The organism is Streptomyces sp. NPDC002889, from assembly GCF_042888425.1.
Lineage (GTDB): Bacteria > Actinomycetota > Actinomycetes > Streptomycetales > Streptomycetaceae > Streptomyces.
Genome location: NZ_JBIAPT010000006.1, coordinates 278975 through 291416, shown reverse-complemented (window position 1 = coordinate 291416; position 12442 = coordinate 278975). Strand labels below are relative to the sequence as shown.

The window sequence follows — 12442 nt, the reverse complement described above, 5'->3', positions numbered from 1 at the left end:
TTCCATCGTTCCGAGAGGTTGTTCGTGTCGGCCAGCACATCCCGTACGCTCCCGCCGGAGATCGCCGAGTCCGAGTCTGTGATGGCGCTCATCGAGCGGGGAAAGGCTGATGGGCAGATCGCCGGCGATGACGTGCGTCGGGCCTTCGAGGCTGACCAGATTCCGCCAACCCAGTGGAAGAATGTTCTGCGCAGCCTCAACCAGATCCTCGAGGAAGAGGGTGTGACGCTGATGGTCAGTGCAGCGGAGTCGCCGAAGCGCGCCCGCAAGAGCGTCGCAGCGAAGAGCCCGGCAAAGCGCACCGCCACCAAGACCGTCGCGGCCAAGACCGCCACGGCGAAGACCGTCGCAGCCACCGCGGCGCCGGCGGCCGATCCCGTCGACGCCCCGGCCGACGACGAGTCCGCGGCAACTGCTCCTGCCAAGAAGGCGGCCGCCAAGAAGGCAGCGGCCAAGAAGACGGTGGCGAAGAAGACCGTCGCCAAGAAGACCGCGGCGAAGAAGACCGCGGGCAAGAAGGACGCCGACGAGGCTGTCGAGGGCGAAGAGCTGCTCGATGACGTCCAGCCCGGCGCCAAGGGCGACGAGGAAGAGGCCGAGGGCGAGAGCAAGGGCTTCGTCCTGTCCGACGACGACGAGGACGACGCGCCTGCCCAGCAGGTTGCCGTTGCCGGCGCAACCGCCGACCCGGTCAAGGACTACCTCAAGCAGATCGGCAAGGTCCCGCTCCTCAACGCCGAGCAGGAGGTCGAGCTCGCCAAGCGCATCGAGGCGGGTCTGTTCGCCGAGGACAAGCTGGCGAACTCCGACAAGCTCGCCCCCAAGCTCAAGCGTGAGCTGGAGATCATCGCCGAGGACGGCCGCCGGGCCAAGAACCACCTGCTGGAGGCCAACCTCCGGCTGGTCGTCTCGCTGGCCAAGCGCTACACCGGCCGCGGCATGCTCTTCCTGGACCTGATCCAGGAGGGCAACCTCGGTCTGATCCGCGCGGTCGAGAAGTTCGACTACACCAAGGGCTACAAGTTCTCCACGTACGCCACCTGGTGGATCCGGCAGGCGATCACCCGCGCGATGGCCGACCAGGCCCGCACCATCCGTATCCCGGTGCACATGGTCGAGGTCATCAACAAGCTCGCGCGCGTGCAGCGCCAGATGCTCCAGGACCTGGGCCGTGAGCCCACCCCGGAGGAGCTGGCCAAGGAGCTCGACATGACCCCTGAGAAGGTCATCGAGGTCCAGAAGTACGGCCGGGAGCCGATCTCGCTGCACACCCCGCTGGGCGAGGACGGCGACAGTGAGTTCGGTGACCTGATCGAGGACTCCGAAGCGGTCGTTCCGGCCGACGCGGTCAGCTTCACGCTGCTGCAGGAGCAGCTCCACTCGGTACTCGACACCCTGTCCGAGCGGGAGGCGGGCGTGGTCTCCATGCGCTTCGGTCTCACGGACGGTCAGCCGAAGACCCTGGACGAGATCGGCAAGGTCTACGGCGTGACGCGCGAGCGCATCCGTCAGATCGAGTCCAAGACCATGTCGAAGCTGCGCCACCCGTCGCGTTCGCAGGTGCTGCGCGACTACCTCGACTAGGCCGCGAGCGCAATCACACATCGGCGAAGGGCCCGGAATCCCGTGAGGGAGCCGGGCCCTTCGCCTTGCCGTGCAGGTGCGCACGTGCCCGGGTTGGCCGACTCTGAGTGGACCACGCAGAGTGCAGGAGGCTGTATGCGTTTTTGTTTCACCCTCCCGGGCCCGGCCAGGGCATCGGCACTGTTTGCCGCAGCGTTCCTGGCCCCGCTGATCGTGCCCGCTCCCGCGGCCGCCGACAGGGTCGTCATAGGCGGGTACCCGGTGCGGACCGAGGACAGTCCATGGGTCGTGGCACTCTCCAGCCGTGACCGGTTCGGCGGAACGCGGGCCGGGCAGTTCTGCGGCGGTGTGGTGGTGGCTCCCACCAAGGTCATGACGGCCGCCCATTGTCTGAGCCGGACCGTGCTCGGCAAGGAAGTGAGCGACGTCCGCGATCTGCGGGTCATCTCGGGACGCTCGGAGCTGAACAGCGCCCAGGGCCGCGAGATCCCGGTGCGCAGCGCCTGGACCACGCCTGGGTACGACCCTGCGGCCAACAGCTCCGACCTGGCCGTGCTGACCATCGCCGAACCGTTGCCCCCCTCGGCTGTGATCCCGCTGGCGGGCGAGGGAGACCCGGCCCACCAGCCCGGTACGCCGGCCACGGTCTACGGCTGGGGCGACACGAAGGGTGACGGCAGCTACGCCCCGTCGCTACGGGCGGCACAAGTGACGGTGCTGCCGGACGCGACATGCGGGACGGCGTATCCCGGGGGCCTCGGCGGGCGGTACACGCAGGCCACGATGCTGTGCGCGGGAGACCCCCGTGGGGGTTACGACGCCTGCCAGGGGGACAGCGGCGGGCCACTGGTCGCCCAGGGCAGGCTCATCGGCCTGGTCTCCTGGGGCAGCGGCTGCGGACTCGCCGGGAGCCCAGGTGTGTACACGAGGGTTGCGGCCGTGGCCAGGGGCGGTTTGGGCGAGGGCTGACCGGTCGGGGGCCGAGCCGTAGGGCAGAGCGCTCCGGGACACGGGCCTGCTGGTCGTGGGCGGAGCAGCCCGGGGCCGTGGGCCGACCCGACAGGTCCTCTGCGCGGCAGGGACCGGCGCCACGTTGTGGTCGCCGCTGCGGCGGCCACTGCAGCCGTGACAGAGCGAGAGCGGGCGGCTGCCCCTGGTGTTCGGGGGTAGCCGCCCGTCGTCCGGTCCTGGACCGGCACTGTGGCTCGTCGTGGATGCGAGGCGTCAGTGTTCCTCTTCACCGGCGCCGGCCGGCACGGCCGTCAGTCGGTCCGTCTCGTCCTGTATTTCTGCGGCGATCTTCTTGAGTTCCGGCTCGAACTTGCGCCCGTGGTGTGCGCAGAAGAGCAGTTCACCACCGCTGATGAGGACGACGCGCAGGTACGCCTGGGCGCCGCATCGGTCGCAGCGGTCAGCGGCCGTCAGCGGGCTCGCGGGGGTCAGAACAGTAGTCACGTCGCCTCTTCTCTAGCTCGACGAGCTGTCGTACCAGGGTCAACATCCAACCAGGCCGAAAACGTTCCCGCTCGTGGCTTTTCCTTGAAACTTCTTCCCAAGGTGGCTGTCTGCTGCCGGTTGGCGGCGAATGAGCCGTATTGCTTCGCTCTACGGATTTCGCGTTGCTTGTCTCGTTTGGCCCTCCCGGCTGGGTTGCCGGTTGTTGATGAGGACGTGCCCGGAGCCTAAATGGTTCATGCCTCGAAGGGAACGTGATGTGCACGTCACCCCATCGAGGGATCGAACATGCATGCGAGGCTGGACTAGCATGAGAAATGACGAGGGTGGTGTTACATCGGCTCTACCAGGCCTCGGTAGGCTCTCACCGGCGACCGACGCCGGGCCCTTACCCCACTTGGCCACATTTGAAATTCAGCGAGGAGCGAACCGCGTGACCGCCGAAACGTCCGTGCCGTCCACAGCGCTGCTGACTGCAGACCGTGACGGTTCCAACTACACCGCGCGGCACCTGCTCGTTCTGGAGGGGCTCGAGGCCGTCCGCAAACGGCCGGGCATGTACATCGGGTCGACCGACAGCCGCGGCCTGATGCACTGCCTCTGGGAGATCATCGACAACTCCGTCGACGAGGCCCTCGGCGGCCACTGCGACCACATCGAGGTGATCCTCCACGAGGACGGATCGGTCGAGGTCAGGGACAACGGCCGTGGCATCCCCGTCGATGTCGAGCCCAAGACGGGTCTGTCCGGCGTCGAGGTCGTGATGACCAAGCTGCACGCAGGCGGCAAGTTCGGTGGCGGCTCCTACGCGGCTTCGGGCGGTCTGCACGGTGTGGGCGCGTCCGTCGTGAACGCGCTGTCGGCCCGCCTCGACGTCGAGGTGGACCGAGGCGCTGCCACCCACATGATCAGCTTCCGGCGCGGGGTGCCCGGCATCTTCACCGAGTCCGGGCCCGACGCGCCCTTCGACCCGGCCAACGGGCTGCTCAAGGGCAAGCGTGTGCCCCGGACCCGTACCGGCACCAGGGTGCGCTACTGGGCCGACCGGCAGATCTTCCTCAAGGACGCCAAGCTGTCCCTGGAGAACCTGCATCAGCGCGCCCGCCAGACCGCGTTCCTCGTGCCCGGCCTGACCATCGTCGTCCGCGACGAGCGCGGCCCGTCCGCCGACGCCGCGGCCGGCGACGGCAAGAGCGTGGAGACCTTCCGCTTCGACGGCGGCATCAGCGAATTCTGCGAGTACCTCGCCCAGGACAAGGCCGTCTGCGACGTGCTGCGCCTCACCGGGCAGGGCACGTTCAAGGAGACCGTCCCGGTCCTCGACGACCGCGGCCACATGACCCCCACCGAGGTCACCCGTGAGCTCGGCGTCGACATCGCCCTGCGCTGGGGCACCGGGTACGACACCACGGTCAAGTCGTTCGTCAACATCATCGCCACCCCCAAGGGCGGCACCCATGTGACCGGCTTCGAGCGCTCCATCACCAAGACGGTCAACGAGGTGCTGCGCTCGGCGAAGCTGCTGCGCGTCGCCGAGGACGACATCGTCAAGGACGACGCCCTGGAGGGCATGACCGCAGTAGTCACCGTCCGGCTCGCGGAGCCGCAGTTCGAGGGCCAGACCAAGGAGGTTCTGGGCACCTCCGCGGCCAACAGGATCGTCGCCAATGTCGTGGCCAAGGAGCTCAAGGCGTTCCTGACCTCCACCAAGCGCGACGCCAAGGCACAGGCCCGTGCCGTGCTGGAGAAGGCCGTGGCCGCGGCCCGTACGCGGATCGCGGCCCGTCAGCACAAGGAGGCGCAGCGGCGGAAGACCGCACTGGAGTCGTCCTCGCTGCCGGCCAAGCTCGCGGACTGCCGCAGCGACGACGTGGAGCGCAGCGAGCTCTTCATCGTCGAGGGGGATTCCGCGCTGGGCACCGCCAAGCTCGCCCGTAACAGTGAGTTCCAGGCACTTCTGCCGATCCGCGGAAAGATCCTGAACGTGCAGAAGTCGTCCGTCTCGGACATGCTCAAGAACGCCGAGTGCGGCGCGATCATCCAGGTCATAGGGGCCGGCTCGGGCCGGACCTTCGACATCGACGCGGCGCGCTACGGCAAGATCGTGCTCCTGGTCGACGCCGATGTCGACGGGGCGCACATCCGCTGCCTGCTGCTCACGCTCTTCCAGCGCTACATGCGGCCGATGGTGGAGGCCGGCCGGGTGTTCGCCGCAGTGCCGCCGCTGCACCGGATCGAGCTGGTCCAGCCCAAGAAGGGCCAGGACAAGTACGTGTACACGTACTCCGACAGCGAGCTGCGGACCACCCTGCTGGAGTACCAGCGCAAGGGGATCCGCTTCAAGGACTCCATCCAGCGCTACAAGGGCCTCGGTGAGATGGACGCCGACCAGCTCGCGGAGACCACGATGGACCCGCGCCACCGCACTCTGCGCCGGATCAACATCAGCGACCTCGAGTCCTCCGAGCAGATCTTCGACCTGCTCATGGGCAATGAGGTCGCGCCCCGCAAGGAGTTCATCACCAGCTCGGCGGCCACCCTGGACCGCTCGCGCATCGACGCCTGACCCGGCGCTGCCCACCCAGGGGTGGAGACGCAGGCTCCACCCCTGGTCCGATCCGGGCCGCGCACCCCCTCCGTAGCATCGAAGCGTCGGAGGGGGACGGAGTGGCTGGTGACAAGTGGACCGACTGGCCGATGCGAGAGTCGCTCTCGCGCGTCGGCATCCCCCGAGCCCGGACGGTGCTCGATGGTGCCCTGATCGCTGCGCTGTCGAGCTGGGCGGGGTACAGCGCCTACGCATCGGAGGTCTTCGACGGCCTGCGGGTGGTGCTCCCGCCGCTGGGCTTCCTCGGCTGCGCCGCAGCCGTCCTCGGCTACCGTGCGACCACCCTCGCCAACCGGCTGCTGCCCTCGCTCGGGATGCTCGCCGCTGTTGCCGCCATCGGCGGGGGGGCGTACGCGGGCGGCGCCGACGTTCCGGCGACCGTGCTGTGGGTCTGCACGTGTGTGATGGCGATGGAGCGCCTCCCGCTCTTCGCCGCCCTGGCCACGGTCGCGGTACTGGCCACAGGCTTTGTGCTGACCGACGACAGCGAACTGGGGCCCTGGCTCACCACGGCAGCGGTACTGCTGACCGGCTACTCGCTGCGCCTCGACGCCGCTGCCCGGGGCACCGGCTTCCGGCTCCTCGCGCAGGAACGCGTCGCGCGCGAAGCCGAGGCCATCTCTGCGGCCCTCGGCGAGCGGGCCCGCATCGCACGCGAGATCCACGATGTGCTTGCGCACAGTCTCTCCGCTCAGCTGGTTCACCTGGAGGCGGCCCGGCTGCGGATCGAACGTGAACCGGAAGGGCCCTTCCGCGATCAGATCCTGGAGCGGGTGGTGGCGGCACGTGGCATGGCCAGGGAGGGACTCGCCGAGACCCGGCAGGCGCTCTCCGCACTGCGCGGGGAACTCGCGCCCGTCGAGGACTATCTGCGGCAGCTGGCCGCCGCCGACGAGGCACGGACCGAGGTGACGGGGGAGCGGAGGCAGTTGACGGCCGAGGCGTCGCAGGCCGTACGCAGAGTCGCGCAGGAGGCCCTGACCAATGTGCGCAAGCACGCGCCCGGAGCCAGGGTCCACATGCTGCTTGCCTACCTGGGGGACGAAGTGACCCTGGAGGTACGGGACTCGGGCAGCGAGGTCGCGCCCGGCGAACTCGGGGCGGCAGGCGGCGGGTACGGTCTGCTGGGGATGCGAGAACGGGCGGAACTGCTCGGCGGCTCCCTGGAGGCAGGACCGGAGGGAGAGGGCTTCGTGGTGCGCCTGCGAGTGCCGGCATGACCGGGCAGATCGCCAGGGTGATCGTCGCCGACGACCAGGCCGTGGTGCGCGAGGGCATTGTGATGCTGCTGGGCCTACTGCCCGGTATCGAGGTCGTCGGTTCGGCCAAGGACGGCGAGGAAGCGGTCGCCCTGGTCGCCGAACTCGCCCCCGACGTCGTCCTGATGGACCTGCGCATGCCCCGCTGCGACGGCGTGGAAGCGACGCGCCGTATCCGCAGCGAACATCCGGCGACCCAGGTCGTGGTCCTCACCACGTACGCGGACGACGACTCGCTGTTCCCCGCGCTACGGGCAGGGGCACGGGGCTACCTCACCAAGGATGCCGACGGCGACGAGATCGTGCGGGCCGTCCAGGACGTCGTCGCGGGACGGGCCGGGCTGTCGGCAGTGGTGCAGCGACGGCTGCTCGAGCGGGTCACCGCCGAGCCGCAGCCGGTCGGCCCGCGGCTTCCCGACGGACTCACCCGACGCGAGGGCGAGGTCCTCGGTCTGATCGCGGAGGGCCTGAGCAACGCGGACATCGCGCGCAGCCTGCAGATCTCCACGGCCACGGTGAAGACTCACATCAACAACCTCTTCGCCAAGGCCGGCCTTCACGACCGGGCCCAAGCGGTGCGCTACGCCTATCGCGAGGGCCTCGCGCAGCCACCGGGGTCGAGCATCACCTGATGGGGTGAAGACCACGAAGAGAAGAGTCCGGGATCTTCCTGATCTGTCCATCCTTGGGCAAGCGGCCGAGACGGTTCGCTGACAAGGAGAGCTGAGCGGTGGAGAAGCAGGAAGCTCGGGATGCCGCGGCGGTGCGGCTCGATGACCCGTGGTACGACGCGCTGGCCTCCGGCTGGGGTGATCTGGGCGGTGCGGGGGTCCCCGTGCCCGTCGCACCACCCGCGAAGGCGGCTGCGGCCGCGGGAGGGTCCGGCAGCGGGCCCAGCGCGGCCGACATCTACCTGGAGGTGCAGCGCAGCGCCGCCTTCCAGGAGGTACGCAGCCGCTATCGGCGCTTTGTCGTCCCGACCGTCCTCGCCTTCCTCGTCTGGTACCTGGCGTATGTGGTCGCCGCCACCACCGCGCCGGATCTGATGGCCAGGCCCGTGGCCGGCGCGGTGAATGTGGCGATGGTGGCCGGCCTCGGGCAGTTCCTCACCACCTTCCTGCTGACCTGGGCCTACGCACGTCACGCGCGGCTGCGACGGGATCGTGCGGCCCTCGACCTGCGGTGGGACACCCAGGAGATGACCCGGGGGGTCGGGCGTTGAGCGGCGACCACCAGGCCCTGGCGCTGCTGCTGTTCAGCGCGTTCGTAGCCGTGACGCTCGGCATCACCACGTGGGTGAGCCGCAACAGGCACGGCTCGGCGGAGGAGTTCTATGCGGGCGGGCGGCTCTTCTCGCCCATGGAGAACGGGTTCGCGATCGCCGGCGACTACATGTCCGCCGCCTCCTTCCTCGGTATCTCCGGACTCATCGCGCTCTTCGGCTACGACGGCATGCTCTACTCGGTCGGCTTCCTGGTCGCCTGGCTGGTCGTCCTGTTCCTCGTCGCCGAACTGGTGCGCAACTGCGGCAGGTTCACCCTCGCCGACGTGATCGCGTCCCGGATGGCCGAACGCCCCGTCCGTATCGCGACGGGAACTTCTTCGGTCACCGTGTCCGTTCTGTACCTGGTGGCGCAGATGGTCGGAGCCGGAAGCCTGGTCGCGCTGCTGCTCGGCGGGACGAGCGAGGCCGCGCGCTCGTGGACCGTCATCGGTGTGGGTGCCCTGATGGTGATCTATGTGTCGTTGGGAGGGATGCGAGCCACCACCTGGATCCAGATCGTGAAAGCCGTGCTGCTGATGGCGGGCGCGATCGCGATGACCGTGCTGGTGCTGATGCGCTTCCACGGCGACTTCAATGAACTGCTCACCACCGCCGCCGAACGCAGCGGCCACGGCAAGGACTTCCTCTCCCCCGGACTCCGGTACGGCGGGGACTGGATCGCGCGCCTGGACTTCATCAGCCTCGGCCTGGCGCTGGTTCTCGGCACGGCAGGTCTTCCGCACATTCTCTCGCGCTTCTACACCGTGCCGACCGCGCGGGCCGCCCGCCGCTCGGTCGTCTGGTCCATCGGTCTCATCGGCAGCTTCTATCTGATGACGATCGTGCTCGGCTTCGGCGCCGCGGCCGTGGTCGGCACCGACGAGGTACGGAAGTCGAGCGCCGCGGGGAACACGGCCGTGCCGCTGCTCGCCCTCGACCTCGGTGGGGGAGCGGGATCGACCGGAGGCGCCGTACTGTTCGCGGTGGTCGCAGCCGTGGCCTTCGCCACCATCCTGGCTGTCGTCGCGGGCATCACGCTGGCCTCGTCGGCCTCGGTGGCCCACGATCTGTACGCCTCGCTGCGGCGCCGCCACGCCCGTGGAAAACCGGCCGGGAGCAACTCCCGGACGCAGCACGGCGAGGTCGGGGTCGCCCGGGTGGCCGCGGTCGGCATCGGAGCCGTCGCCATCGCGCTCGGCCTGCTGGCACGCGATCTCAATGTCGCCTTTCTGGTGGGTCTGGCCTTCGCGGTCGCCGCCTCGGCCAATCTGCCCGTGCTGCTCTACTCGCTGTTCTGGCGGAATTTCACCACCCGTGGTGCGGTCTGGTCGGTGTACGGAGGCCTGGTCCCGGCCGTGCTGCTCGTGGTGCTGTCTCCGGTGGTCTCCGGCAGTCCGCAGGCGCTGTTCCCCGGCGTGGACTTCCGTCTCTTTCCACTCGAGAACCCGGGACTCGTTTCGATTCCGCTGGGCTTTCTGGCCGGCTGGATCGGAACGGTCACCTCGTCGGAGCCTCCGGACGCGGCGAAGCATGCCGAGACCGAGGTACGAGCGCTCACGGGCGCGGGCGCGGTCTGAGCCGTCGGCGGGCCGGACTCGTGCGCGGGCGGGGGCAGACGCTTGCCGTCCGGACGAGGGTCGGAGGCTCGCCGTCCGGACGTGGGTCAGAGACTCGCCGTCCAGACGTAGCGGTGCTCCGGGCGGCCTGTCTCGCCGTACTTCAGGCTCAGCTCCACGCGGCTCCCCCGCTCCAGCAGCTTCAGATACCGCTGCGCGGTCTGCCTGCTGACCCCCGCGCGGGCGGCGATCTCCTGGGCGGACAGAGGCCCTTCGGCGGACAGCAGAACCTTGCGCAGCAGCTCGGCGGTGGTCGGCGAGTGGCCTTTGGGCAGTTCGGGAGCGACCGACCCCGCGGACAGGGCACCGAAGATCCGGTCCACCTCCGTCTGCTCGGCCTCGCCACCCTTCTCCAGGGTGCGGCGGAGGGTCGCGTATGCCTCCAGCCTGGCGCGCAGTCCCGCAAAGTTGAACGGCTTGACCAGATACTGCAGCGCACCGTGGCGCATCGCCGACTGGACCGTGGCCACGTCGCGTGCCGCCGTCACCATGATCACATCGGTCTGGTGGCCGAGGCGGCGCAGCTCCCGGACGACCGACAGCCCGTTCTCGTCCGGCAGATAGTGGTCCAGCAGGATCAGTTCCACCTGCTGCTCAGAGATCCGGGCGAGAGCCTCCGCGGCCGAGTGGGCCTGTGCGACGACCTGGAATCCGGGCACCTTGGCCACATAGGCAGCGTTGATCCCCGCCACCCGGATGTCGTCGTCGACCACCAGCACGCCGATCATCGGATCGCCTCTCCTGCGCTCGTCTCTCCCGTGGCCGCCGGGCCCGCTGGGGCGTCCTTCGTCGTCGCCGGCCACTGCTCGGTCAGCGCTTCAGGGAGTACGACGGTGAATTCGGCGCCCCCGGCCGCCGCCCCGCGCACCCGTGCACTGCCGCCCTGCCGCTGTGCGAACCGGCGTACCAGGGGCAGTCCGAGGCCCCGCTTGCCGTGGGCCGGCAGTTCCTTGGTGGTCCAGCCCTCGGTGAAGATCAGTTCGCGATGATCGGCAGGGACCCCCGGTCCGCTGTCCGCGATCCGCAGCATCACCGTGCGTCCCTGCGCACGCAGGTCCACCTCGATCCTCGGGTCCTCCGAGCCGGCGGCCGCATCGAGCGCGTTGTCCACGAGGTTGCCGACCACTGTCACCAGGCCTCGCGGATCCACCAGCCGGTCGGGAAGCAGTGTCGCCGGGGCAATCCGCAGCGACACACCGCGTTCCGCCGCCACCGTCGCCTTCCCCACCAGCAGCGCGGCCAGCAGCGGGTCATGGATCTTCTCGGTGACCTGCTCCGCGGTGGCCCGGTGGACCCCGACGACCTCGGTCACGAACTCCACTGCCTCCTCGTGCATCTCCAGTTCAAGAAGCCCGAGCAGGGTGTGCATCCGGTTGGCGTGCTCATGGTCCTGGGCACGCAGGGCGTCGATGAGCCCCCGGGTCGAGTCCAGCTCGCGGCCCAGCTGCTCCAGCTCGGTCCGGTCACGCAGCGTGGCGACGGCACCGCCGTCGTCCGTGGGCATCCGGTTGGCGATCAGCACCCGGTTGCCGCGTACCGTCAGCAGATCCTCGCCGCTCACCCGCCCTGCCAGGACATCGGTGGTGCGTCCCTCGCCCAGCACCGCGTCCAGCGGCCGCCCGGTCGCATCGGGGCCGACGCCGAGCAGCCGCTGCGCCTCGTCGTTCAGCAGCCGGATCCGCCCCGAGACGTCGAGGGCCACGACGCCTTCCCTGATGCCGTGGAGCATCGCCTCGCGTTCCGCGAGCAGCGCCGAGATGTCGGAGAAGGCCAGGTCGTGGGTCTGCCGCTGCAGCCTGCGGGAAATCAGATAGGCCGCGAGCGCTCCGACGGCCAGTGCACCTCCCGCGTAGGCGAGGAGGCCCGGGATCGCCGCCAGCAGCCGGGCGCGCACGCTGTCGTACTCGATGCCCACCGAGACCGCGCCCACGATCCGGCCGTCGGCGTCCCGCAGCGGTACCTTGCCGCGGGCCGAGCGCCCGAGCGTGCCGCTGTCGATCTCCATCACCCGCCGGCCCGCCAGTGCCGCGCTGGGGTCGGTGGAGACGATCCGCCCGATCTCGCCGGGGGAGGGGTGGGACCAGCGCACTCCGCTGTCGTCCATGACGACGACGTACTCGGCGCCGGTGGCCACCCTGATCCGTTCGGCCTCCGCCTGCACAGGACCCGTGGCGGCCGGCCGGGAGCCGGTCAGTTCGGCGGCGAGCTCCGGTGACGCCGTGGTCTCGGCGATGGCGAGTGCACGGCGCATTGCCTGGTCGTCGAGTTGTGCGCTCAACGGCGCGAGAAACAGTCCGGTGGCCAGCGCGGTGACTCCGGTGGCGATGGCCAGCTGCATGAGCAGGACCTGGGAGAAGACCCGCTGCGGCCAGCCGAAGCGCCGTCGCCGGGCTGGGGCGGTCGGGGCAGGGCTCATGCCTAGGAACGGTAAAGGGCTCAGCGCCCATTCCGAAACGTCCAGCCCAGCGCAGGCCTCCTGCGCATCGTGCGATGCACTTACGTTTCTCCTGTGAGCGACGGAGCCGCCGGTGCGGTCGGGTGCCACGGTTCCGGACCGCCCCGGCGGCGTCGGTGCTGTGCGGCCACGACGAGACCTGCGGCTCCATGGACACAGACGGACGGCTTCTCCAGGACACGGCGGTGCGGTCCTCATGTG

10 protein-coding genes are annotated in these 12442 nt (G+C 69.5%); 7 read left to right on the top strand and 3 right to left on the bottom strand.

The annotated features are described in order from the left end of the window. Positions 1-24: 24 nt before the first annotated feature. Both ACFYWI_RS11650 and ACFYWI_RS11645 read left to right on the top strand, forming a co-directional pair. A complete protein-coding gene (locus ACFYWI_RS11650; protein ID WP_389229043.1) occupies positions 25-1584 on the top strand; it encodes an RNA polymerase sigma factor in 1560 nt (519 codons plus the stop codon). A gap of 135 nt (positions 1585-1719) precedes the next feature. Continuing rightward, the gene (locus ACFYWI_RS11645) at positions 1720-2553 is read left to right on the top strand and encodes a S1 family peptidase (RefSeq protein ID WP_389229040.1); all 834 of its coding nucleotides are present in this window, start codon (positions 1720-1722) and stop codon (positions 2551-2553) included. Positions 2554-2808: 255 nt separating this feature from the next. On the opposite strand, the gene ACFYWI_RS11640 is transcribed toward ACFYWI_RS11645, so the two are convergent. Further along, complete coding sequence (locus ACFYWI_RS11640; RefSeq protein WP_389229037.1) at positions 2809-3039, bottom strand: hypothetical protein; 231 nt, start codon at positions 3037-3039, stop codon at positions 2809-2811. A 433-nt stretch (positions 3040-3472) separates the two neighbouring features. Between ACFYWI_RS11640 and ACFYWI_RS11635 the strand changes: the two genes are divergently transcribed. From ACFYWI_RS11635 to ACFYWI_RS11615, 5 genes are all read left to right on the top strand, one after another. Next, positions 3473-5605 carry a type IIA DNA topoisomerase subunit B gene (locus tag ACFYWI_RS11635; RefSeq protein ID WP_389229034.1) on the top strand — a complete coding sequence of 711 codons (2133 nt, stop codon included), beginning with the start codon at positions 3473-3475 and terminating at the stop codon, positions 5603-5605. Positions 5606-5706: 101 nt separating this feature from the next. After that, positions 5707-6867 (top strand): sensor histidine kinase, encoded by a 1161-nt coding sequence (locus ACFYWI_RS11630; RefSeq protein ID WP_389229031.1) that lies wholly within the window; start codon positions 5707-5709, stop codon positions 6865-6867. Continuing rightward, entirely contained in the window at positions 6864-7538 is a 675-nt protein-coding gene (locus ACFYWI_RS11625; RefSeq protein ID WP_389229028.1) for a response regulator, read from the top strand. Before ACFYWI_RS11630 ends, ACFYWI_RS11625 begins: the two co-directional genes overlap by 4 nt. 98 nt (positions 7539-7636) lie before the next feature. Beyond that, positions 7637-8128 (top strand): DUF485 domain-containing protein, encoded by a 492-nt coding sequence (locus ACFYWI_RS11620; RefSeq protein WP_389229026.1) that lies wholly within the window; start codon positions 7637-7639, stop codon positions 8126-8128. Continuing rightward, positions 8125-9747 (top strand): cation acetate symporter, encoded by a 1623-nt coding sequence (locus ACFYWI_RS11615; protein ID WP_389229023.1) that lies wholly within the window; start codon positions 8125-8127, stop codon positions 9745-9747. Before ACFYWI_RS11620 ends, ACFYWI_RS11615 begins: the two co-directional genes overlap by 4 nt. An 86-nt stretch (positions 9748-9833) precedes the next feature. Here ACFYWI_RS11615 and ACFYWI_RS11610 read toward each other — a convergent pair whose 3' ends face one another. Then, entirely contained in the window at positions 9834-10514 is a 681-nt protein-coding gene (locus ACFYWI_RS11610; protein WP_389229020.1) for a response regulator, read from the bottom strand. Further along, positions 10511-12202 (bottom strand): ATP-binding protein, encoded by a 1692-nt coding sequence (locus ACFYWI_RS11605; protein WP_389229017.1) that lies wholly within the window; start codon positions 12200-12202, stop codon positions 10511-10513. Before ACFYWI_RS11605 ends, ACFYWI_RS11610 begins: the two co-directional genes overlap by 4 nt. Positions 12203-12442: the final 240 nt, after the last annotated feature.

Coding starts and splice junctions, on each gene's coding strand:
- ACFYWI_RS11645 (WP_389229040.1), top strand. CDS start 1,720: ATGCGTTTTTGTTTCACCCTCCCGGGCCCGGCCAGGGCATCGGCACTG.
- ACFYWI_RS11625 (WP_389229028.1), top strand. CDS start 6,864: ATGACCGGGCAGATCGCCAGGGTGATCGTCGCCGACGACCAGGCCGTG.
- ACFYWI_RS11610 (WP_389229020.1), bottom strand. CDS start 10,514: ATGATCGGCGTGCTGGTGGTCGACGACGACATCCGGGTGGCGGGGATC.
- ACFYWI_RS11605 (WP_389229017.1), bottom strand. CDS start 12,202: ATGAGCCCTGCCCCGACCGCCCCAGCCCGGCGACGGCGCTTCGGCTGG.